Source organism: Arthrobacter sp. Y3221087 (assembly GCF_059089905.1).
In genome coordinates this window covers 252,560-273,697 of the sequence record NZ_JBNHFE010000003.1, presented here as the reverse complement: position 1 = coordinate 273,697, position 21,138 = coordinate 252,560, and the positions used below count along the sequence as shown (strand labels likewise).

General features: G+C 65.8%; 21 protein-coding genes. 13 read left to right on the top strand and 8 right to left on the bottom strand.

From position 1 onward, the window contains the following. Window positions 1-60: 60 nt before the first annotated feature. A complete protein-coding gene (locus AC5RUO_RS13110) occupies window positions 61-1,179 on the bottom strand; it encodes a histidinol-phosphate transaminase (RefSeq protein WP_494103750.1) in 1,119 nt (372 codons plus the stop codon). A gap of 65 nt (window positions 1,180-1,244) precedes the next feature. Between AC5RUO_RS13110 and AC5RUO_RS13105 the strand changes: the two genes are divergently transcribed. After that, window positions 1,245-1,673: a phage holin family protein gene (locus AC5RUO_RS13105; RefSeq protein ID WP_494103749.1), complete on the top strand. Its 429-nt coding sequence runs from the start codon at window positions 1,245-1,247 to the stop codon at window positions 1,671-1,673. 14 nt (window positions 1,674-1,687) lie between these two features. Here the strand turns inward: AC5RUO_RS13105 and AC5RUO_RS13100 are convergent, their stop codons facing one another. Together AC5RUO_RS13100 and AC5RUO_RS13095 are read right to left on the bottom strand one after the other, a co-directional pair. After that, window positions 1,688-3,040, bottom strand: a complete 1,353-nt coding sequence (locus AC5RUO_RS13100; protein WP_494103748.1) for a hypothetical protein — start codon at window positions 3,038-3,040, stop codon at window positions 1,688-1,690. A 17-nt stretch (window positions 3,041-3,057) separates the two neighbouring features. Further along, entirely contained in the window at window positions 3,058-3,357 is a 300-nt protein-coding gene (locus AC5RUO_RS13095; RefSeq protein WP_494011512.1) for a hypothetical protein, read from the bottom strand. Window positions 3,358-3,524: 167 nt separating this feature from the next. On the opposite strand from AC5RUO_RS13095, the gene purB reads away from it, so the two are divergent. Together purB and AC5RUO_RS13085 are read left to right on the top strand one after the other, a co-directional pair. After that, window positions 3,525-4,967, top strand: a complete 1,443-nt coding sequence (gene purB / locus AC5RUO_RS13090; RefSeq protein ID WP_494011511.1) for an adenylosuccinate lyase — start codon at window positions 3,525-3,527, stop codon at window positions 4,965-4,967. 126 nt (window positions 4,968-5,093) lie between these two features. Beyond that, window positions 5,094-5,771, top strand: a complete 678-nt coding sequence (locus AC5RUO_RS13085) for a histidine phosphatase family protein (RefSeq protein WP_494011510.1) — start codon at window positions 5,094-5,096, stop codon at window positions 5,769-5,771. Here AC5RUO_RS13085 and AC5RUO_RS13080 read toward each other — a convergent pair. The 3 genes from AC5RUO_RS13080 to AC5RUO_RS13070 all read right to left on the bottom strand — a co-directional run bounded on the left by AC5RUO_RS13080 (window position 5,768) and on the right by AC5RUO_RS13070 (window position 7,557). Further along, a complete protein-coding gene (locus AC5RUO_RS13080; RefSeq protein ID WP_494103747.1) occupies window positions 5,768-6,700 on the bottom strand; it encodes a serine/threonine-protein kinase in 933 nt (310 codons plus the stop codon). The two genes, AC5RUO_RS13085 and AC5RUO_RS13080, sit on opposite strands and share 4 nt — an antisense overlap. Then, the gene (locus AC5RUO_RS13075; protein WP_494011508.1) at window positions 6,697-6,906 is read right to left on the bottom strand and encodes a hypothetical protein; all 210 of its coding nucleotides are present in this window, start codon (window positions 6,904-6,906) and stop codon (window positions 6,697-6,699) included. The genes AC5RUO_RS13080 and AC5RUO_RS13075 overlap by 4 nt, the downstream gene beginning before the upstream one ends. 135 nt (window positions 6,907-7,041) lie before the next feature. After that, the gene (locus tag AC5RUO_RS13070) at window positions 7,042-7,557 is read right to left on the bottom strand and encodes a MarR family winged helix-turn-helix transcriptional regulator (RefSeq protein WP_494011507.1); all 516 of its coding nucleotides are present in this window, start codon (window positions 7,555-7,557) and stop codon (window positions 7,042-7,044) included. 154 nt (window positions 7,558-7,711) lie between these two features. Between AC5RUO_RS13070 and AC5RUO_RS13065 the strand changes: the two genes are divergently transcribed. The 4 genes from AC5RUO_RS13065 (at window position 7,712) to AC5RUO_RS13050 (ending at window position 12,607) form a co-directional block, all read left to right on the top strand. Then, entirely contained in the window at window positions 7,712-8,215 is a 504-nt protein-coding gene (locus tag AC5RUO_RS13065) for a GNAT family N-acetyltransferase (protein ID WP_494011506.1), read from the top strand. A gap of 372 nt (window positions 8,216-8,587) precedes the next feature. Next, entirely contained in the window at window positions 8,588-9,661 is a 1,074-nt protein-coding gene (locus AC5RUO_RS13060; protein ID WP_494103746.1) for an extracellular solute-binding protein, read from the top strand. A 61-nt stretch (window positions 9,662-9,722) separates the two neighbouring features. Further along, the gene (locus AC5RUO_RS13055) at window positions 9,723-10,790 is read left to right on the top strand and encodes an ABC transporter ATP-binding protein (protein ID WP_494011504.1); all 1,068 of its coding nucleotides are present in this window, start codon (window positions 9,723-9,725) and stop codon (window positions 10,788-10,790) included. Continuing rightward, window positions 10,787-12,607, top strand: coding sequence for an ABC transporter permease (locus AC5RUO_RS13050; RefSeq protein WP_494011503.1), 1,821 nt, complete (start codon window positions 10,787-10,789; stop codon window positions 12,605-12,607). Before AC5RUO_RS13055 ends, AC5RUO_RS13050 begins: the two co-directional genes overlap by 4 nt. Here the strand turns inward: AC5RUO_RS13050 and AC5RUO_RS13045 are convergent, their stop codons facing one another. Beyond that, window positions 12,608-13,663 carry an FAD-dependent monooxygenase gene (locus AC5RUO_RS13045; protein WP_494103745.1) on the bottom strand — a complete coding sequence of 352 codons (1,056 nt, stop codon included), beginning with the start codon at window positions 13,661-13,663 and terminating at the stop codon, window positions 12,608-12,610. A gap of 55 nt (window positions 13,664-13,718) precedes the next feature. Between AC5RUO_RS13045 and AC5RUO_RS13040 the strand changes: the two genes are divergently transcribed. Then, window positions 13,719-14,255: a TetR/AcrR family transcriptional regulator gene (locus tag AC5RUO_RS13040; RefSeq protein WP_494103744.1), complete on the top strand. Its 537-nt coding sequence runs from the start codon at window positions 13,719-13,721 to the stop codon at window positions 14,253-14,255. 74 nt (window positions 14,256-14,329) lie between these two features. Here the strand turns inward: AC5RUO_RS13040 and AC5RUO_RS13035 are convergent, their stop codons facing one another. Further along, a complete protein-coding gene (locus AC5RUO_RS13035) occupies window positions 14,330-15,394 on the bottom strand; it encodes an FUSC family protein (RefSeq protein ID WP_494103743.1) in 1,065 nt (354 codons plus the stop codon). Window positions 15,395-15,564: 170 nt separating this feature from the next. On the opposite strand from AC5RUO_RS13035, the gene AC5RUO_RS13030 reads away from it, so the two are divergent. The 5 genes from AC5RUO_RS13030 (at window position 15,565) to AC5RUO_RS13010 (ending at window position 21,135) form a co-directional block, all read left to right on the top strand. Beyond that, window positions 15,565-16,407, top strand: coding sequence for an ACT domain-containing protein (locus AC5RUO_RS13030; RefSeq protein ID WP_494103742.1), 843 nt, complete (start codon window positions 15,565-15,567; stop codon window positions 16,405-16,407). Window positions 16,408-16,766: 359 nt separating this feature from the next. Next, entirely contained in the window at window positions 16,767-18,131 is a 1,365-nt protein-coding gene (locus AC5RUO_RS13025; RefSeq protein WP_494103741.1) for an MFS transporter, read from the top strand. Between the two features lie 77 nt (window positions 18,132-18,208). Beyond that, a complete protein-coding gene (locus tag AC5RUO_RS13020) occupies window positions 18,209-18,889 on the top strand; it encodes a GntR family transcriptional regulator (protein WP_494011497.1) in 681 nt (226 codons plus the stop codon). Then, complete coding sequence (locus tag AC5RUO_RS13015) at window positions 18,889-19,677, top strand: aspartate/glutamate racemase family protein (RefSeq protein ID WP_494103740.1); 789 nt, start codon at window positions 18,889-18,891, stop codon at window positions 19,675-19,677. Before AC5RUO_RS13020 ends, AC5RUO_RS13015 begins: the two co-directional genes overlap by 1 nt. 30 nt (window positions 19,678-19,707) lie before the next feature. Continuing rightward, on the top strand, window positions 19,708-21,135 hold the full coding sequence (locus AC5RUO_RS13010; RefSeq protein ID WP_494103739.1) for an amidohydrolase family protein: 1,428 nt from the start codon (window positions 19,708-19,710) through the stop codon (window positions 21,133-21,135). Window positions 21,136-21,138: the final 3 nt, after the last annotated feature.

The following is a 21,138-nucleotide window of genomic DNA, read 5'->3' as shown; positions in this document are numbered from 1 at the left end:
ATTGGCTTACTGATCCTAACTTTATCTTCAGTAGGTAGGCGCGGCGGTACTTGTTAAGCGCTAGGAAGCACCTGAGGGCTTTGTATAGTCCGCACACAACTGCAGGAACCGGGTGTTGGCCTCCTGCTCACCGATGCTGACCCTGACCCCGTCCCCTGGGAACGCCCTGACGGACAGGGCCCGTGCGGCGGCGAGGTCTGCAAAGCGTGTGCTGTCAGCACCCAGGGCCAACCAGACGAAGTTTCCCTGGGCATCGGGAACAGCCCAGCCCAAGTCCCGCAGGCCGGTTTCCACCCGGGTCCGCTCATCCACGAGCGTTTGTACCCTTTCTACAACCTGCGGAAAATTTTGCAGCGAAACGATTGCGGCTTTTTCTGCAATCTGCGACACGGCGAACGGGGTGGCGGCCACCCTGAGGTGTTGCGTGAGCCCCTGATTGGACACGCTGTAGCCCACGCGGAGCCCTGCCAAACCATGGGCTTTGGAAAACGTGCGGAGCACCACCACGTTGGGGTATTTGCGGTAGAGCACCAGGCCATCCACCGCGTCAGCTGCCCGGACGAACTCCTGGTACGCCTCATCGATGACCACCACCACGTTGGAGGGCACGGAGCGGATGAAGGCTTCAGTTTCGGCTGCTGCCAGCGCAGGACCGGTGGGGTTGTTGGGCGTGCACAGGAGGATCACTTTGGTGCGGGCGGTGACTGCGGCGGCCATGGCTGCCAGGTCGTGCCGGCCATCGGCGGTGACCGGGATCCGGACGCTCTCGGCGCCTGCCAGTCCGACGCTGATGGGATAGGCCTCGAACGACCGCCACGCGTAGATGACCTCATCGGGCTTGCCGTCGTCATTCTGGCCCGCAAACGTGGCCAGGACCTGGTTCAGCGCGCCCAGGCTGCCGGCTCCTGTGACGATGTCATCCGCCGGGACGTCCAGGAATTCGGCGAGGGCCGCCCGCAACCGGCTGCTGAGCGGGTCCGGATAGCGGTTGAAGTCCTGCTGGCGCGCGATGGCCTCAACGACGGCGGGGAGCGGCGGAAGCGGGTTCTCATTGGAGGAGAGCTTGTAGCTGGCCAAGCCTTCGACGGCGACTGGCGGCTTCCCCGCCGCATAGCGGGGCAGCCGGCCCACCACCGGGCGCGGCGGAATCCCGCCGGCCAGGGCCTCTGAAGACGTCATGCAACCCAGCCTACTTCTCTCGGTCCCGCCCTCCCGTGTGCAAGGCTCTGTGCAAGCACGGGTCAATGGGCTCCTTCATTCTTCGGATCATCATTAACGCCGCCGCGCTGTGGGTGGCGAGCTGGCTTCTGCCGGGACTGGAAATCGCCAGCTCCGCCGCTTCCGAAGCCGTTGCGGACAGCGGCGTCACGGCGGGCACCGACGCCGTCGGGCTTGTCCTGGCCTACCTGTTCATTGGCGCCATCTTTGGCATTGTGAACGCTTTCGTCAGGCCGCTGGTCAGGTTCCTCGCCCTGCCCATCACCATCCCGACCCTGGGGCTGTTCACCATCATCATCAATGCGGCAATGCTCTACCTGACGTCCTGGATCAGCAGCTACACACCGGTGGAGTTCACCATCGACTCCTTCTTCTGGACCGCTGTGCTGGCCGCAATCATCATCTCGCTGGTTTCGGTTGTGGCCGGCGTGCTGCCTGGGGCACGGAAGCGCTAGCCGCGGCGCCGGGGCTACCGCCCGCCGTGTCCCCGCTCATGGGCGCGGGGGTCCTGCGGGGTGAGCGTTTGCGCAGGGCCCTTCGTGCGCGACAGGGAGAACCGGGTGGCCGTAGCCGTACCGCCGGCTCCGAGGACCCCGGCCAGCACCGCTGTGGAGTGCACCAGGGACGGATCGTTACTGTCGGCCACGAGGCGCGCCGCTTCCTGGTACCCATCGAAGCTGTGGCCAGGGCCCAGCCCCTTATCCTCCCGGGACGAGACAGGCGTGGACGTGGAGACGGTGACCCGGTTCCGGGTTTCCGGGTTGGCCTCACCATCGCTTCCAGGCACCCAGTCTGCTTCATGCTCAAGATGCAGTGCGCTGACTTCCTCTCCGGGCCTGGTTCCGGCCACCGGGGAGCCCGCCGTCAGCACATACTTGACGTCGTACCGTTCCAGCACGCGGGGATCGGCAGCCAGGTTCATGGCATGGATTCCGCCCTGGCTGTAGCCCACCGCGACCACGGCCGCGCCACGTTCCGCCCCGGCCAATGCCAAAGCATCAAGGACGGCCCGGTTCAGTTCCTCCGAGCCGTACAGCATTCCTTCCAGAATGCCGGCTTCGTCGAAGGGGTTGTCACCGCCCGCGTATCTTCCTGACGCCTGGGTGCCGGGAAGGACCACCACGTACGTCGCCTCCCCGCCGTTCTCCACCTCCAGCACCTCAACGTGTCCGGGACCGCGGGCATCGACGTCCCGGATCCGCTCCAGAAGGCCGGCGGGCGACGTATCCAGCTCCACCCGGACGGGTTCTTCCGGCCGTACGGCGATAGGCCGCGGGACGTAATTTGCCACCAGGAACATCAGGGCGTCCCGGACGAAGGGTTCCTGGTCAATCCTTGCCCGGACGTCGGGAGCCGCCAGTCCCAGCACGGTGATGATGGATTCCGTGGTTCTCCGGTCCGGGACTCCTGCTGCCGCCATGGTGTCCCACGAGCTGCTGAACTCCTCCATCCTGGTGATGCCGAAGAACCGGCCCACGTTGGCACGCCACTCCGCGTCCTCGTAGTCGCGGAGGCAGGCACGAATCTGGCTGCTGGTACGTTGCAACTCTGCCCTGGCAGCCTGGACGCGCCATTGGCTGTTCCGGACGGCGGCAAGGTGCGCGGAGCCGGACCACGCCGGCTGCCGGTCAACCCAGCAGAGGTGGTCCAGGATCCGTCCCGCTTCCTGCTCCACGGCAACGAGGTCCCCGGCAAGGGCATCCAGTTTCTCCGCGCCGGCTGTCAGCTCTTCGAGCTGGACGCTGATGCCACTGCTGCCGCCCCGGATCGTCAGGTGTCCGTCCCTGCCAGGGCCGAACAGTTGGATGCGGTCGTTGTCCATGGATTGTCCGGCGTGCGTTACAGCTGGCCTTTGGCAAGGGCAGCCGTGAAGCTCTCCTGGGCGTGGCGTGCAACGGCGGCTCTGGCTTCCTCCAGGCAGTCCGACGCCTGGCGCAGGGCAGCACCCTGCCGGGCGACGGTGTTCCGGTAAGCCTGGCCGGCCGGCGACTGCCAGTCGAGCAGTTGGATCTCACGCAGTCCGGCTATGACTTCCTCGACTCCTGCCACGCAGGATGCAAGCCGCCCGGCCAGTGGCATGAGATCGGCGGCGACATGGTCTGCAGCTCCCGGCATGCCGTCCCCCAACACGTTCCCCATGACCCATTCCCCATCCCGGGCAGCTCCCGCCGGCCCGCATCGCTTTACTGATGCGCCAACGCTAAGGAAAGCCCGGCACCATCCCCAGCACCGCCGTCGGCTATGTGGACAAGTAACGTGGGCAGGCACGCTTCGGGGGCCACCGGAGTTCGTGAAAGAATCAGCACATGCCTGAAACTGCCGCCACAGCTGATACACGTACGCCCTCAGGACGCCTGGCCCTCGCCGCGTCACAGGAAAAGGTCGCCCTCGGTCCCCTGGACGGCCGCTACCAGTCCGCCGTCGCGCCGCTGGTGGATTACCTGTCCGAAGCTGCCCTGAACCGCGACCGTGTGGCTGTCGAAGTTGAATGGCTTATCCACCTGACCAGTAACAACGTGCTCCCCGGCGCCGGCGCGCTCAGCCAGGGCCAGCAGGACCAGCTCCGTGCCATCGTCACCGAATTCGATGCCGCTTCCGTGGCCGAACTCGCGGAAATCGAAGCCGTGACGGTTCACGACGTGAAGGCCGTGGAGTACTACATCGGCAGGCGCCTTCCCGCCATCGGCATCGAAAACCTGACGGCCATGGTGCACTTCGGCTGCACCTCGGAGGACATCAACAACCTGTCCTACGCCCTCGGCGTCAAGGGTGCTGTGGAGGACGTGTGGCTCCCCGCCGCCCGCGCCCTGGTGGCCCAGATCAGCAAGATGGCGGAGGACAACCGCTCGGTCCCCATGCTCTCCCGGACGCACGGGCAGCCGGCCACGCCCACCACCCTGGGCAAGGAGCTCGCGGTCACCGCTCACCGCCTGAACCGGCAGCTGGACCGGATCGCAAGGACCGAGTACCTCGGCAAGATCAACGGCGCCACCGGCACTTACGCCGCGCATGTTGCCTCCGTTCCCGGCGCCGACTGGCAGCAGGTTTCCAGGTCCTTCGTAGAGGGCCTGGGACTGACCTGGAACCCCCTTACCACCCAGATTGAAAGCCACGACTGGCAGGCGGAGCTGTATGCCGACGTGGCCCGCTTCAACCGCATCCTGCACAACGTCTGCACCGACATCTGGAGCTACATCTCCATCGGCTACTTTGCGCAGATCCCGGTTGCGGGGGCCACCGGCTCCTCCACCATGCCGCACAAGGTGAACCCGATCCGCTTCGAGAACGCCGAAGCGAACCTGGAGATCTCCAACGGCCTGCTGGACACCCTGGCGGCGACACTGGTTACTTCCCGCTGGCAGCGCGACCTCACGGACTCCTCCAGCCAGCGCAACATCGGCGTCGCGTTCGGGCACTCGCTGCTGGCCATCTCCAACGTGGCCAAGGGCCTTGAGCGCCTGGACGTTGCCGAGGACGTGCTGGCCGGCGACCTGGACACGAACTGGGAAGTGCTGGGCGAAGCCATCCAGATGGTCATGCGTGCCGAGGCCGTTGCCGGCGTCAAGGGCATGGAGAACCCCTACGAGCGGCTCAAGGACCTTACCCGCGGCCAGCGCGTGGATGCCGCGCGAATGCGGGAGTTCGTGCAGAGCCTTGGCCTTTCCGCCGATGCGGAGGCACGGCTGCTCGCGCTGACACCGGGCAAGTACACGGGCATCGCGGACCAGCTGGTGGACCACCTCAAGTAGGTCCGCCGCGGGGCGCAGGAGAATTACGACGGCGGCGCCGGGCTTGGAAAAGGCCCGGCGCCTTCGCGTTATCAGGGGCAGCTGACGGGTCCGCAGCCGGGTCCCCGGGGTGCGAAACTGGAGAGCATGAAGCTGCTGCTCATCCGCCACGGACAGACCCCCGGCAACGTCCTCGGCCAGCTGGATACCGCCCATCCGGGGCCCGGACTGACAGAACTTGGTGAGCGGCAGGCCGAAGCCATGGCGCGGTCCCTGGCCAATGAGCCAATCGGTGCCCTGTACGCGTCCACGCTGATCAGGACCCAAATCACAGCTGCTCCGCTGGGCAGGCTGCGCAGCCTTGACGTCGAAGTGCTGGATGGCCTGCATGAAATCGAGGCCGGCTCGCTGGAGAAACTCACGGACCACGAGTCGCACAAGCGGTATATGGGAACGGTCATCTCCTGGGCCGCTGGCGACCTTGGCCGGCGCATGCCGGGGGGACCTGACGGCCATGCCTTCTTTGAACGTTTTGATGCCGCTATCGAGCAGGTAGTGGAACGTGCCTTCCGGGGCAAGCATGGAACCGCCGCGCTGGTAAGCCATGGCGCCGCGATCCGAACCTGGGCGGGCCGTCGTGCCGAGGACGCCGACCATGAATTCGCTGCCCGCCATGTGCTGGCCAACACGGGAATCGTGGCCCTCGAAGGCGACCCCGATGCCGGCTGGAAGCTGATTCACTGGGATGGAAGCCCGATCGGCGGGCTGGCCCTGGCAGACCCGACTGCGGAGGACCCCATGGGCAGGGACGTGACCGGCCCCTAGACGAGCTGTCGGATGCTGCGGGCAGGAAAAACAGCCGTCCTGCGGCAGGGGCTGATGGCCTCGTGGGCGGGTTCAGGGAGAAACCCGAACGCCATCCGCGCGGCCTCTGCCGCCGTCGGCCGCTCTGCACTGACCATCGCCGTCAGGGAGCGGAGGAAGGACTGCCAGGCGGGCGGCAGCGAGTCCGGAATATGGGGGCTGCGGAGCGTCCGGGCCACCAGTGACTCGATGGCGGTCCCGGGAAATGCCTTGGCCCCGGTCAGGAGTTCCAAGAGGACAAGCCCCATCGAGTAAACGTCCCAGGACGGTTCGCTTTCCCCGCCGGATGCCTGTTCTGGACTCATGTAGTGCACGGTGCCGGAGGATATGCCGGGTTCCGGCGCCGACCCCGCGGCCGCGGCGATCCCGAAGTCGATGATCCGCACCGGACTCCGCCGCAGTCCGCTCAGCATCAGGTTTGCGGGCTTGATGTCGCGGTGCACCAGCCCACGGCCATGCAGATGGGCGAGCGCGCCGAACAGCCCGACCGCCCAGCCGGCTACCTCCCCTGGTTGTTTGCTGTTGCTGCGGACGGCCTCTGCAAGGCTGGTTCCCAGCGCAAGCTCCTCCACAACGAACGGCAGTCCGCCGTGCGGACCGCCGGACGGCATTACGCCCTGCGCAATGAACCTGATGATGGACGGGTGATGAAGGGCTGCCAGGACAGCCGCTTCGTTCCGGATGCGCCCGTGTTGCTTGTCCGAGTTCTCCACTGCCAGCTTGACCGCAACATCCGGCCCGCCGGTGATGTCAACAGCCCGGAACACCTCCGCAACGGAACCGCGTCCAAGGCGTTCCCGCAGCAGGAACCGTCCGGCGAGGACGCCGTCTGCGGCAGGATGCGTTTCGCGGCGCCCACGAACCGGGGGTGCCAGGGCGGGCGCGCTCATGCGGCGTTCGGCGCAGCGGCCTCGACGGGAGTGGCCGCCGCCGTGGCATGCCAGTCGGTGGAAGTGGAAGGCTGCCAGGCGTCAAGCTGGAAACCGCACTGGCAGCGCCAGACCGGCGGCAGTTCCACCGCTCCTGGTCCTTCCGGTTCGAAGGTGTAGACCACCGCGCCACCCCCGATGGCAGGAGTCACCAGTTCCATGGGCATACCGCAGTGTGTTCCGTTGCTCTGCTGCGGCAAAACTTCGGTAAAAGTGATCAACAGGCTCACGACTCCATCGGGCAGTTCATTCAAAGGACCGATCGTAAGCTTACGTATTACTAGCCAGGCTAGCTAGTCCAACTAGCTACTTTTTGCATGGCCGGCGTCCTGCGCGCTGACCGCGTCAGTCATCCGCTTCAGGAATTCCACTACCACGCGCGCCTCCTCCGCGGTCAGGCTTTCCGCAACATTCATCATCCGGCGGTGCATGGCACCCAGCGTCTCGCGCACTTCCTTGTCCGATTCCACCGTGGGGACGATCACGACGGACCGGCGGTCCGACGGGTGGGCCTCGCGCCGGACGTGGCCGCTCGCCACCAGCCGGTCGATCAGCGAGGTAGTGGAGGCGCTGGTGATGCCGAGGAACTGGCTCAGGTCCTTGGGCACCACGGCCTTGCCCGAGGCCTGCACCCGCAGAAGGTACCGCAGCGCCAGGAGGTCGGTTTCCCCCATCCCCATGGAATCCCTGGTGGAACGGCGCATGGTGGTTTCTGCCGAGCGGTAATCGCGCAGGGACTTCAAAACGGCAGCGCCGTAGTCCAGCTGCCCGTCCGGACCGTACCAGTAGCCGGAGCCTTCGTTACCTGTGGAAACCATAGGAATAGTTTAGACTGCCTGATAACTAGACCGCCAAGTAACCTGCTTATTGCTAGCCCTCGGTGTTATCCAGCCCCTTACCCGGAAGAAACACCAGCGTAACCACATGCTTCTAGTTTTTTAGTGCATAACCCTCCGGCGAAACGAGGCACGTATGCAGACCAATCCAAGGCTGAACATCCGCCAGGTTTCCTGGTCGAATCCCGTCGGGGCAGACCTGCGCCGGGCGCAGCAGGCGGAACTTGACGCCCGCTTCGGCACCACGGACCACGAACCAGGCACACCGCCGTCGAGCGCTGACTGCGCCGTCTTCATCGTCGCCTATGACAAAGGCTCGGGCCAACCCGTGGGGTGCGGGGGCCTGCGACTCCTGGACCCGACCACCGCAGAGATCAAACGGCTGTATGTGGTCCCCTACACGCGCGGCTCGGGCGTGGCCAGCTCCATCCTTGCGGCACTGGAGGCGGAGGCCTTCAAGCAGGGAATCACGCGAATCAAGGCGGAAGCCGGCTCCGCGCAGCCGGACGGCCGGAACTTCTACCAGAATTCCGGGTTCGAGCCGGTACCGAATTTCGGCCCTTATGTTGGTCTGGAGCATTCCTACTGCTACGCCAAAAGCATCCACGCGCGCAGCGCCGCCCATACCGCCATGGCGTAAGAGCGGCCGCGGACCTGAATGCGAACGGGACGTTGTTTGGCGGCAGCCTGCTGAAGTGGATCGACGAGGAAGCGGAGATCTACGCCATTCTCCAACGGGGCAACGGCCGTGCCGCCGCAAGTACATCTCCGGCCACACGGAGTTCACCTACGACCGGGTCCGCATTCCCACGCACCACCTGACGGAGACCGTCAGCCAGGAGTGACGTTTCATCCGGCGTTCACCCCGCCGCTTCCATCAGTTCTCTCGACTGGACCACATTGGACAGCCGGGCTGTTTATCGAATCGATAGCAATAACAGCCCCTTATTCCGCATGCCCGGCTATAGGCTGTGCGGACATGCTCCGGTTCCAGCAGAAATGAGTCCTGATCGTGCGTAAATTGCAGACTTTGGTTGCCGCCGCCGTCGCCGTCACCCTCCTTGCCGGATGCGGCGGGGGTGCCCCTTCCCCGGGCGTTTCCGGCGAAGCTTCCTCCCCTGCCGGCGGTTCCGGCGAAACCTTGGTGGTGTACACGAACTCCAACGGCGAAGGCCGCGGCGAATGGGTGACAACCAAAGCCGCCGAGGCCGGGTTCAAGATCGAGATCGTTGGCGCCGGTGGTGCAGACGCCACCAACAAGCTCATTGCAGAAAAGAACAATCCCATCGCTGACGTCGCGTTCGGGCTGAACAACATGTACTTCTCGCAGATCAAGGCCGAGGACGTGCTGGAACCCTATGAGCCCTCCTGGGCAGGCGAGGTGGACGAGGAACTGGCCGACGGCGAGACGTACTGGCCGCTGGTCAAGCAGGCCATCCTGCTGGGGTACAACTCCGACAAGATCTCCAAGGATGCTGCCCCGCAGGACTGGACGGACCTGTGGACCAAGGACGAGTTCAAGGAGCGCTACGAGCGCGTGACAGGCCTGGGCACCGCCACCGCGCAGCTCGTCTTCGCCGGCATCCTCAGCCGCTACCGGGACGATTCCGGAGACCTGGGCATCTCGAATGAGGGCTGGAAGCAGGTGGAACAGTACTTCCAGAACGGCAGTCCCGCGGTGGCGAAGACCGACCTCTTTGCCCGCATTGCCTCCGGCGAGGTGGACATGGGGCAGATGCCGTCCTCGATCATCGCGGACCGCGAAAAATCCTTCAATGTGAACGTTGAGACGGTGATCCCCTCCGTGGGTGTCCCGCTCGCGGTCGAACAGATTGCCCTCGTCAAGGGCACGGACAAGAAGGACCAGGCCCAGAAGTTCATTGACTGGTTCGGCAGCGCGGACGTTCAGGGCCAGTTCGCCAAACAGTTCAATTCCATGCCGGTCAACGAAGGTGCCGCGGCCCAGGCCAACCCCGAGGTGGTGGACTTCTTCGCTGACCTCAAGCAGCAGGACATCGACTGGGAGTTCGTGCAGGAAAACATGGGCGCCTGGGTGGAAAAGATTGAACTGGAGTACATGACGTAGTCCGGTTATCGGCAGCTTTCCGTTCCGTTCCGCTTGGGCCGCTCCACCAGACAGGTTTGCCATGATCCGCTTGGACAACATCGAAGTTACCTTTGGCGATTTCACCGCCATTCCCAACCTGGACCTGCACGTCCAGCCGGGTGAATTCTTCACCTTGCTGGGGCCCTCCGGATGCGGGAAGACGACGGCGCTGCGCACCCTGGCCGGCTTCATCCAGCCGGCCAAGGGAACGGTCAGGGTGGACGGCAAGGATGTCACCCGGCTTCCCAGCGACAAACGCCAGGTGGGCATGGTGTTCCAGAACTACGCCCTCTTCCCCAGCATGAGCGTGTGGGAGAACATTGCCTTCGGCCTGCGGGTCCGAAAGGAGAAGCCGGCCGACAGCGACCGCCTGGTGCGGGACATTGCCCGCCGGGTGGAGCTGAGCGACGAGCAGTTGGCCAAGAACGTGGCGGAGCTGTCCGGCGGGCAGCAGCAGCGCGTGGCCGTGGCGCGGGCACTGGTGCTGCGGCCCAAGATCCTGCTGCTGGACGAGCCGCTGTCCAACCTGGACGCCAAGCTCCGCCACCAGCTCCGGCAGCAGCTCAAGGACCTTCAGAGCGAGTTCGGAATCACCACCGTCTATGTCACGCACGACCAGGATGAGGCCCTGGCGATGAGCGACCGGGTGGCAGTGTTCAACAAGGGCGTGGTGGAACAGGTCGGGACGCCACAGGAGATCTACGACCATGCCGCCACGGAGTTCGTATGCAACTTCATTGGTGACAGCTCGGCCCTTACACCGGAATTTGTCGCAGAGCTGAACCGGCTCTCAGGGGCCGGGCTCAGCACGGACGCCAAGTCCTACCTCCGGGTGGAAAAGGCGTCCCTGGACGCTCCTGCCAACGGGGGCGCCGGCGTCGGGATTTCCGGCAAGGTGGTATCCCGCACCTATCACGGCCTGCACAGCCGGTACGTGGTGCGAAGCTACGGCACGGAGATCCGCCTGCTGGTGAGGGAGGACGGCGGAGCGCACCCCGAGGCCGGGACCGAAACCACCATCTACCTCCAGCCGGCCCACGTCCTCCAGTACCACCCGGAAACGGGGATTGCCCTGCGGCAGCAGGATGCTGCGGTAGCCCTGCCATGAGCAGCACGTCCGTCCGTGGCATGGCCCGCTCCCCGTTCGTGCTGGTGGTGGGCGTGGTGCTCACGTGGTTCATAGCCGCTTTCCTGGTCTGGCCCAATGTGAACGTGCTGATGGCCACCTTCTTTCCCGACGGCAGCTTTTCCGGACGGGCGGCGGAAAAGCTGTTTTCATCGGAGCGGGCCATGAAGGCGCTGGGCAACAGCTTCCTGCTGGCGGTGGCACTCTCCATCACCGTCAATGTGGTGGGCATCTTCATAGTTCTGGTAACCCACTATTTCCGGATCCGGGGTTCGCGGATCCTGTTCCTGGGCTACGCCTCCACGTTCATCTACGGCGGCATCGTGCTGGCGGCCGGGTACAAGTTCATCTACGGCGACAAGGGAATCGTCACCTCGCTGCTGGTGAAAGTGTTCCCGGGCATGGATCCTGCGTGGTTTTCCGGTTTCTTTGCCGTCCTGGTGGTCATGACCTTTGCCACAACCACCAACCACATGCTGTTCGTGGCCAACGCGCTGAAGGGCGTCGACTATCAGACCATCGAGGCAGCGCGGAACCTTGGTGCATCCACCTGGACCATCCTGCGGCGCATCGTGCTTCCCATGCTCAAGCCCACGCTGTTCGCGGTGACCATCCTGTCCTTCCTCACCGGCCTTGGCGCCCTGAGCGCCCCGCAGGTGCTGGGCGGCCGGGACTTCCAGACCATCACCCCGATGATCCTGACGTTCACCAACAGCCCCACTTCCCGTGACCTTGCCGCACTGCTGGCTGTGATCCTGGGCCTGGCTACCGTGTTGATGCTTACCGTCATGACCCGCATGGAGAAGGGCGGCACGTACTTTTCGGTGTCCAAGGTGTCCTCGGCGCTGCAGAAGCAGCAGATCACCAACCCGCTGGCGAACGCCGCCGTCCATGTGGTGGCATATCTGCTGTTTGCGGTGTACACCCTTCCGGTGGTGCTCATTGTGCTGTACTCGTTCGCCGACGGAGCGGCCATCCAGACCGGTCAGCTCTCCCTGGGGAGCCTGACCCTGGACAACTACGTCCGGGTCCTGACCGAGCAGTCCGGGCTGCGGCCCTTCATTGTCAGTGTTGTGTACAGTGCCCTGGCTGCCCTGATCGCCGTCGGCGGCCTGCTGTTCGTGGCCCGGCTGCTTCAGAGGTACAGGAACTGGGTGTCTTCAGTTTTCGAATACCTGCTCCACATCCCTTGGATCCTTCCTTCGGCACTGCTGGCCCTGGGCCTGATCATCAGCTACGACCACCCGAATCCGCTGGTGGGCGGTGCCGTTCTCACCGGAACCACGGTGATCCTGCTGATCGCGTTCGTCACCGTGAAGATCCCCTTCACGCTGCGCATGCTCAAGGCGTCCTTCGCGTCGGTGAACTCCTCGCTGGAGGAAGCCGCGGCGATCATGGGGGCAAAAACGCTCTATGTGTTCCGGAGGATCCTCCTGCCGCTGGTGCTTCCCGCGGCCGCCGCCATCACCGCACTGAACTTCAACAGCCTGCTGGACGACTACGACACCGCCATCTTCCTGGCACACCCGCTCGTCCAGCCGCTGGGCCTGGTCATCAAGGCCAACACCGACGGCGCCGAAGGCGTGGAAGGGATCGCCAACACCTTCGTTTACACGGTGCTCCTGATGGTGATTACCGGCATCACCATGTACCTGGTGTACGGGCGGTCCGGCCGCCGAGGAGCGGGAAAGAAGCGCCTGCCTGCAGTTGCTCCAGCCTCCCCCGGGGCAGAGCCGCCACCGGCCGCCGCGTCCGCCTCAGGGGAGGACAGCAAGCTTCCAGCCGCGCCCGTGCCCTGATCAGGCCGCTGTGCCGCTTCCGACGGCGGCCCTTCCGTTCCGCCATCGGGCCAGGTTCAGCAGGTGGTCCCGGAAGGGCTGGGCAGCGTCTGCCAGGGCAAGCCGCATCAATGCCATCGACCCCATGCTGAGGGCACGGGTGCGCAGCCGTCGCTGCCTGTTGTACAAGGCGAGTGCCTGACTTGGCGGAAGGCTGTTGAGCAGGTCTGCCAGTGTCACCGCGTCCACGAGCGACTCACAAGCACCGCGGCCCAGGTTGGGGGTCATTGCGTGCGCCGCGTCCCCAAAGAGGACAACGCGGCCGCGGACGAAGCTGCGAAGCGGCGGAGTGGTCCAGATCCTCTGGGCAAGGGAGAAGTCGGGAACGGCAGAAGCCAGCACCTGGCGGATCGCCGGCGCATGCGCGGCGAAACGCTGCCGTGCCTGCTCCAGCGCCTCTGCCACGTCGATCCCGGTCGGGCCGAGCCCGGAGCACCAGCTGGCGTACCAGTTGGTGCCGCCCGGCGCGGCCGCGATTCCAAACAGGTCGCCGCGCCCCCAGTACTCCCCAACGTCCCCGGGAGTGACGGGGGAAGGGACCGTGCCGCGTACGGCAAGGTAGGGCATAAGTCGGGCATTGCTGGCCTCGCCCCACACGTCGCGGCGGACAACACTGTGAACACCGTCCGCACCGACCACCAGGCCGCCCTCCGCCGGAAGACGCCGGACGTGCGTGGTGTTGCGGCGGACGCCTGCCGGCGCGGCCGAATCAAGCAACCGGAGCAGATGGGTCCTGGAGATGCCGAACATCCCGCCGCCGTCCACCGTGACCCAGGGCTGTCCAGCAGCGTTACGGACGGAACCGCTGCCGATCACCGGGCTGGCCGCCCGCGCCTCCGCGAGGATGCCAATCCGGGCCAGGGCACGCTGGGCGTTCGGCCACATCGCCAGCACAGTCCCGACGGCGGGCAGTTCCGGCCGCTTCTCATGGACAGTGACCCGAAACCGGGTTTGATCCAGGCAGGCCGCGAGCGCCAGCCCGGCGATGCCGCCTCCGACGATCGAGATCGTTTCCATGCGCAAATCCTACTACTTTTGTAGTAGAACCGGAGCGGGTCACTAGACTGGCTTCATGCCGGACCGCCGCACCCAACTGCTCGATGCCGCACTGGCCGTGGTAGCGGACAAGGGGATGAAGGGCCTCACCCACCGGGCAGTGGATGCCGCAGCAGGACTGACGGAAGGGACAACGTCAAACTACTACCGCAACCGCGCAGCCCTGGTTGATGCAGTCCTCGACCGCCTGCTGCAACTGGATGCCGAACTCCTGCGGAACGTCGGCCCGGCCGGCCCGCCGTCGAACATCGCCGAACTGGCCGGACAACTCGCCGCGATGGTACTGGGCCTGGCCAGGCAGCACACCGGGCTGACCCGCGCCCGAATGGCCCTTTCCCTGGACCACCCCGAGGCCGTGACGGCCGGGCATCGGCTTCTGGTGGGCGGATTGGAACAGATGCTGGTGGCGATGGGCGTCCCGGACGCACCGTCCCGGGCACGGGATGTGGCGGACTATGGCGACGGCCTCCTGCTCCACCTGCTGACCGTACGGCGCGACGACCAGCCGGACGCGGCCGCCGTTGCGGCCGCCATAGGGCGCCTGATCGGCTAGCGTGCGCCCGGCCACCCCGTGTAGGCCTCCGCGAAGTACGCCAATGGTCCGGCACCCAGCGTACCGGGCAGCGGTCAGCCCGCCGTCGTCCGTTCCCGGAACCGGCGCCAGGCAACCGGGGCCAGCACCACGGCAATGCCGACGGCGGCTCCAATCACCGTTTCAATGATGCGGTCGCGGAGCAGGATGGCCGGCGAGGACGGGACCACCAGAAGCGTGGAGATCAGGGCAAGCGGTGTCACGAAGACCTGGGCCAGCAGATACTGGCGGATGATGAACATCTCCGCACCGAACTGGCAGAGTGCCATGACCAGCACCGTCTGCCACGGCTGCAGCTCCAGGAGCACGACGCCGGCAAGGATCACCAGGCCCAGCATGGTGCCGATGATCCTTTGGATGCCGCGGCGGATACGGTGGCGGGTGGTGTGCCCCACCAGGGGAACCACAGCGGCCACCATGGCCCAGTAATTGTGGCCGAATCCCAGCCGTTCCCCGGCCCAGGTGGCGAGCGCTCCGGCGAGTCCGGCAGCCACCAGGTAGCCGAGGCCCTCCAGCCAGGCCGCTCGCTTTTCGTCGGTGGTCCGGCGGATGGGCCGGGGGCGGGTCCAGGGGGTGCGGTGGCAGGGCAGAATCCTCGCGGAGATCCCGATCAGCAGGCACAGCGCCGTGGTGAGGACCGACACCAGCATCCCCTGCCAGAGCGGGGGCTGGTTGGGGATGGATGCGATGGCGGCGAAGGCGAAGATGTGGAACAGGGAGCCGGCAGGCCGCAGCCGGAACCAGGAGATGGCCATCGAGCAGGCGCCGGCCACGACGGTGGTGGCTAGCACCAGGAGCCAGGTGGTGGTTGCGGTGTCCAGCCCCCACGCCGCCTGCATCCTCGCGGCCAGCGAGGCGAGGAGGATCACCAGCAGCATGAGCAGGCCGGCCCGCAGTTGCAGCGCGAAGCGGACGCCATGGGGTTCGCCCCGGCCGTAGATCCCGGTGAAGGCGCCGAAGGAAGCGAAGATCGCCAGGTCCAGCCGTCCCAGGAGCACCAGGGTGAGCAATGGAACGAAGACTCCCACAGCGCACCTCAGGGCAGGGTGGTGGTCCTTGTTGCCAGGGGCAATGCTGAACATTTCAGCGAGCATCTTCACGTGGACAGTGGCGCCTTTCCTGCGGTTTCCGGGAGGAGGTTTCTTACGGGCGGCCGCGCTGACGTTCCTGCTAAATCCTAAGGGGCACGCACCGGAAACCATCCGGCGCGTTCCCTTGAATGGAACGAGGAGGCAATGCGACTGAAACAGCGGCCCGTGATGCTTATGCCATGAAGCCCAGTGCACGGAACTCCCCTGCGGCCGAACTGAGCTGTGAAGTCTGCGGCCTGATGCCCGAGCCGACTAAGGCGCGGCTGACCTTGGCGAACGTGGCCGTGATGCTCCCGATCGAACTCCTGGTGCATGCCCTGGTGGTGGGCACCGAGCTTCCATACCTGGCAAAAGTGCTGGCCTTGGCGGTCACCGCCACTGTCCTGGTCATCTGGGTGGCGGAACCCTCGGCCAGCAGGATCCTGCGCGGCTGGCTGCACGCGCCCGCCCTGCGGCTGCGCAGGAAGCTGGGCACCGCACCCGCGCTGTGGCGGGCGCGCACCATCCTGCGCGATGAGCCCGGCTCGCTGCAGCGTGTCACCAGGGCGCTAGCCCGGAAAGGTACCAACATCCTGAGCATCCACGTGCATCCGGTGCCCGGCGGCGTCCTGGACGAGTTTGTCCTTGGGGCACCCGGCGGCATCGGCGAGCGCGAGCTTCTGGATGCATTAGCGGACGCCGGCGGCTCCGCCCCGCAGGTGTGGCCCACCACCAGCCTGGCGATGGCTGACGGACAGACCCGCGCGCTGAGCCTTGCTGCGCGGATCGCGGATGCACCTGAGGAACTGCCGCTTGCCGTGGCGGAACTGCTTCGGGCCCGGATCCTCACCCCGGCCGAAGAGGCTGCGGCCCCCGCCGCGAACGACGCCGGCACCCGGCTCAAGATCCCCACCGCATGGCACGGCCCCATCACCTTCGCCCGGCCCGGCGAACCGTTCACACCGGCAGAGTCCGCCCGGGCCCACCGGCTCGCAGAACTCGCCGAAATCCTGGCATACCGGTCGCCCGCGCCACCGGAATAGCACTGCCTGCCCGGCTCCCTGGCCCAATCAGGTGGCGCCAGCTGTCGTTTTGGGCCGTCAAAAACGACAGTTGGCGCTGTTAACTGGGGATCCATATCGCAGGGTCAGGCGGGTCCGCGGCGGTCACAATCCGTTTGCAGCAGTTTCCGGAGGGGACTTCGGGAAAATCCTTGACAGTGGTGCGGGTCACTCCTACCGTTGTCCTTGGGATCCCAAAGCGGGATCCCAAAACTGAACAGCCGGCGCTCCGGATCGCCGGCCGACGCGTTGCCCCTGATTCCGCGGAACCCGCCATCTCAGAGCCGGCCCGCCCATCCCGCACTTTCCCCATCCGTATACTTCCCCGTGAAGGAGAAGCTGTGTCCATTCCAAACACCGAGACAACGGCGGCGTCCGCCGGCGATACTTCCCCAGACCAGACCCCGGGCGAGACCCGCAAGGACGGCGTGCAACGGCGCACCTCCGTCCGCTGGAAGCTCTTCCTCCTGCTGCTGGTCCTCGTTGCCGTCAACTACATTGACCGGGGCTCCATCTCGGTTGCCCTCCCCATCATCCAAAAGGAGTTCAATCTCGCTCCTGAACTGGTGGGCCTCCTGCTCTCCGCCTTCTTCTGGACCTACGCCCTGATGCAGATTCCGGTTGGCTGGCTGATCGACAAGTTCGGACCCCGCAAGGTCATGACCGCCTCATGCGTCGGCTGGGGTGCGGCCACTGCCGCATCCGGCATGGCAGGTGGTTTCCTCAGCATGTTCATCGCCCGGATGGGCATCGGCGTCACCGAGGCGGGCGTGATGCCCGCCGGCGGAAAACTCAACGCCATCTGGATGCACAAATCCGAACGCGGCCGCGGTGCCACCATCCTCGACGCCGGCGCTCCCCTGGGTGCCGGGCTCGGCGGCATCATCATCGCCGGGCTCATCGCGGCCACCGGCAGCTGGCGCTGGGCGTTCGTCATCGCCGGCGCCGCCACGGTACTCATGGGCGTGGCCGTCTGGTGGTACGTCCGCGACAATCCCCGGGAGCACCGTGGGGTCAACGAGGCCGAGGCTGCCTACATCGAGGCCTCCCACGCCGAAGAGGATGCCGAGGCAAAACTGGATGGCAGCCAGGGCAAGCGCGCATTGCTCCCCTACCTCAAATTCCGTTCCTTCTGGGCCATGTGCTTGGGATGGCTGGGGTTCAACGGCGTGTTCTACGGCCTGCTGACCTGGGGACCCCTATACCTGGCACAGGCAAAGGGCTTCGATTTGAAGACCATCGGCTGGTCCACCTTCGTGATCTTCGGAGCAGGTTTCGTGGGCGAGATCATCGGCGGCACCATCGCCGACAAGTGGCGGGCCTCCGGCGCGTCGGCCAACCGCGTCATGCGCACCCTGCTGGGCATCTCCAGCGCCGTGGTCATCGGCGGCCTGGTTGGCGTCACGCTGGTCGCGGACCCCGCCACCGCCGTCGCACTGCTCTCGCTTGTCATGTTCTTCCTGCGCTGGGTGGGCCTGTTCTGGAGCATCCCCTCCATCCTGGGCGGCCGCACGAATGCGGGTGTCCTGGGCGGGGCGATGAACTTCAGCGGCAATATCTCCGGCTTCGTCACTCCCATCGCCGTGGGACTGATTGTGGGTGCAACGGGCTCCTACACCTGGGCGCTGCTCTACTTCGTGGGCTCGGCGATTGTCATGGGCGCCTCCGTGCTGACGCTGAACTACAACAAGCGGCTTCCTGTCTAAGCTAGCCATCCAAGCAACACCTGATCCGCGTTCCCGCTGCCGGGAGCCGTGTCCACCAAGAATCCGATTGGAGCACCATGCTGACCGCAGAAGAAACCCAGGACAAAGAACGCCCGCTGCGCGAGGCCGTCCGGGACACGCTCCGCACCCGGATTTTCGAAGGACACTACCCTCCCGGCACGCGGCTGGTGGAACGCGACCTCGCGGCTGAATTCTCCGTCTCCAGGCTTCCGGTCCGCGAAGCACTCCGCATGCTCCGCCAGGAGGGGCTGATCAGCGACCGGGGCGCCCGGGGAGCAGAAGTCAGCACCCTGAGCCCCAAGGATGTGGAGGACCTCTTCGATGTCCGCCAGTCCCTGGAAGTCCTGGCCTGCCGGCTCGCCGCGGTGAGGGCCACCGCAGAAGACCTTGCGTACCTGAAGGGGCTGCTGGACAGCGCAGACGATTTCCTGGCCAAGGGCGCCGTGATGGAAGCGCACCGTGCCAACAGCGAATTCCACGATGCCATCACAGGCATCGCCGACAACAACTTCCTCAAGTCGGCACTGGAGCCCCTGCAGGGCCGGATGCACTGGCTGTTCCGCCATGTGAGCGACCTGCCGGAGCTGATCAGGGAACACCGCGAACTGTATGCCGCGATTGCCAGCGGCGATCCCGACCGGGCCGCGGCACAGTCTGCGTCCCACATCGGCAAGTACCGGGAGCAATTCCCGGAGGACTTCCAAAAAACCGAACCCCAACTTCACCGGAAGAGATAATGCGACTCCTGGTCATCAACCCCAACATCAGCGACGATGTCACAGCCCTGATCGAATCCGAGGCACTGCGCTCCGCCGCGCCCGGGACCGAGCTGGTGGTCCGCACGGCCCGCTACGGCATGGAGTACATCGAGACCCGCTTTGAATCCCTTGTGGCAGCCGGCGCCGTGGCTGAAATCATTGCCACGCATACCCTCCCCGGCGCTGAAGCCGTGGATGCAGTGGTGGTTGCGGCCTTCGGCGACCCCGGGATGCCGGCGCTGAAGGAACTGGCCGGCGTGCCCGTCATCGGCATTACCGAAGCTGCACTCTGCGCCGCCGCACTGCAAGGCCACCGCTTTTCCATCATCGCCATCTCGGACCGGATCAGGCCTTGGTACCAGGACTGCGTGGACCGGTTCGGCCTTGCCGGACGGCTGGCCTCCATCCGTTCGATCAACGAATCCCTTAAGGCCATCAGCTCCGTCCAGCAGGACTTCAAGGAAACCCTGCTGGCACTGAGCCGCCAGACCGTGGCGGAGGACGGCGCCGACGTCGTCATCCTGGCAGGAGCCCCGCTCGCCGGGCTCGCCCGCGAACTGAAGGGACAGATCCCTGTTCCCGTGGTGGACGGGATCTCCGCCGGAATCCGGATGGCGGAAGCGGTGGCGGGACTCCAGTCCGGCCCGCACCGTGCAGGCGCCTTCGCTCCGCCGCCCGCCAAGTTCCGCGCCGGCCTCAGCCCGGACCTCGACGCAGCCCTCACCGCAGCCCAGGACAGCGCAGTCCCCGCGCTGCCCACCGCCTGAACCAGCAGCTTTCCCCGAAGGAGGACACCGATGTCCCGCCAACCAGACCTTGTCATTGCCAATGCCACCGTGGTCAACAGCGATGGGCGCAGGGCCGCCCATATCGTGGTCCGGGACGGCCTGGTCGCCGAACTCGCCGACGCCGCCGGGCCGGCGCCTGCCGCCGCACGTACCATCGACGCCGCCGGCAGGCTGATGATACCCGGCGGCGTGGACGGCCACTGCCATGTTGCCCAGGTGACAGGCCGCTTCCGCACCCTGGACGACTACCGCACCACATCCACCGCAGCCCTGTGGGGCGGCACCACTACCATCATCGATTTCGGAATTCCACGGGACGCCCAGGAAACACCGCTCGCCGCCGTCCTGAACAAGAAGGAGCTGGCCATCGAATCCCGGTGCGACGTCGCCCTTCACGGTGCCGTGATCAACTGGGACGAAACGGTGCCGTGGCAGCTGGAGCAGCTCGCCGCCGAAGGGGTGCGGTCGGTGAAGATGTATACCACCAACCGTGGCACCACCATGGCCGACGGGGACACCATCCTCAAGGTCATGCGTGAGATGGTCCGGCTGGACGGCCTTACCTACATCCATGCCGAGCACGACCCCATCATCGCTGACTGCACGGAACAGCACGCGCAGGACGGCCGGATCGGCATCGGGCACCTGCACCGGACCCGGCCCGAGCTGGCCGAAGAAACCTCCGTCAAGGAGACCCTGGCCATGGCCGAATATACGGGCGCCCCCGTGTACTTCGTCCACCAGTCCACACCCGGGGCGGTGGACCTGGTTTCCGATGCGCGCGCCCGTGGATTGGAGGCCTTCTCAGAGACCTGCCCGCATTACGTCACCCTGGACGATTCGGTTTACGGCTCAGCCTTTCCGGAGTGGTTCGCTTGCTGCCCTCCCATGCGCAGCGCCCGGACAGTGGCCGCGCTCAGGGAACGGCTGGCGACCGGTGCCATCCACACCATGTCCTCGGACCACTCCTGCTACGACCTTTCCCAGAAGCGCGAACGGACTGACGACGTCCGTGCCATGCCGCATGGCCTGCCCGGCGTGGAGACCAGGATGCCCGTCACCTTCACGGCAATGACAGCCGAGGGCGCCAGCGTGGAGGCCTTCGTGGAGGCCTTCTCCGCCGGCCCGGCGCGGATTAACGCAGTGCCCGGAAAAGGCCGCATCGCCGAAGGGTTCGACGCCGACCTCGTCATCTTCGACCCCGCCGAGGAGCGCACCGTTGACGGCGCAAACCTGCACATGGGAACCGACTTTTCGCCCTTCCACGGGGATGTGCTGGCCGGCTGGCCCGCCGTCGTTGTTTCCCGCGGCCGGGTGGTGCTGGACGGGGAGGGATTCCACGACCCCGGCGCCGCCGGCCGCTTCCTTGCCCGCAACGGCTTCCGCCAGCACCAGTCCACCTCCCCCGCCGGCGTTACCCACGCCGCAGCCATCTAGGAG

Bases quoted from the DNA above. Each gene is read 5' to 3' on its own strand.
- AC5RUO_RS13110 (WP_494103750.1), bottom strand. From the start codon at position 1,179: ATGACGTCTTCAGAGGCCCTGGCCGGCGGGATTCCGCCGCGCCCGGTG.
- AC5RUO_RS13105 (WP_494103749.1), top strand. From the start codon at position 1,245: ATGGGCTCCTTCATTCTTCGGATCATCATTAACGCCGCCGCGCTGTGG.
- AC5RUO_RS13100 (WP_494103748.1), bottom strand. From the start codon at position 3,040: ATGGACAACGACCGCATCCAACTGTTCGGCCCTGGCAGGGACGGACAC.
- AC5RUO_RS13095 (WP_494011512.1), bottom strand. From the start codon at position 3,357: ATGGGGAACGTGTTGGGGGACGGCATGCCGGGAGCTGCAGACCATGTC.
- purB (WP_494011511.1), top strand. From the start codon at position 3,525: ATGCCTGAAACTGCCGCCACAGCTGATACACGTACGCCCTCAGGACGC.
- AC5RUO_RS13085 (WP_494011510.1), top strand. From the start codon at position 5,094: ATGAAGCTGCTGCTCATCCGCCACGGACAGACCCCCGGCAACGTCCTC.
- AC5RUO_RS13080 (WP_494103747.1), bottom strand. From the start codon at position 6,700: ATGAGCGCGCCCGCCCTGGCACCCCCGGTTCGTGGGCGCCGCGAAACG.
- AC5RUO_RS13075 (WP_494011508.1), bottom strand. From the start codon at position 6,906: ATGCCCATGGAACTGGTGACTCCTGCCATCGGGGGTGGCGCGGTGGTC.
- AC5RUO_RS13070 (WP_494011507.1), bottom strand. From the start codon at position 7,557: ATGGTTTCCACAGGTAACGAAGGCTCCGGCTACTGGTACGGTCCGGAC.
- AC5RUO_RS13065 (WP_494011506.1), top strand. From the start codon at position 7,712: ATGCAGACCAATCCAAGGCTGAACATCCGCCAGGTTTCCTGGTCGAAT.
- AC5RUO_RS13055 (WP_494011504.1), top strand. From the start codon at position 9,723: ATGATCCGCTTGGACAACATCGAAGTTACCTTTGGCGATTTCACCGCC.
- AC5RUO_RS13050 (WP_494011503.1), top strand. From the start codon at position 10,787: ATGAGCAGCACGTCCGTCCGTGGCATGGCCCGCTCCCCGTTCGTGCTG.
- AC5RUO_RS13045 (WP_494103745.1), bottom strand. From the start codon at position 13,663: ATGGAAACGATCTCGATCGTCGGAGGCGGCATCGCCGGGCTGGCGCTC.
- AC5RUO_RS13040 (WP_494103744.1), top strand. From the start codon at position 13,719: ATGCCGGACCGCCGCACCCAACTGCTCGATGCCGCACTGGCCGTGGTA.
- AC5RUO_RS13030 (WP_494103742.1), top strand. From the start codon at position 15,565: ATGAAGCCCAGTGCACGGAACTCCCCTGCGGCCGAACTGAGCTGTGAA.
- AC5RUO_RS13020 (WP_494011497.1), top strand. From the start codon at position 18,209: ATGCTGACCGCAGAAGAAACCCAGGACAAAGAACGCCCGCTGCGCGAG.
- AC5RUO_RS13015 (WP_494103740.1), top strand. From the start codon at position 18,889: ATGCGACTCCTGGTCATCAACCCCAACATCAGCGACGATGTCACAGCC.
- AC5RUO_RS13010 (WP_494103739.1), top strand. From the start codon at position 19,708: ATGTCCCGCCAACCAGACCTTGTCATTGCCAATGCCACCGTGGTCAAC.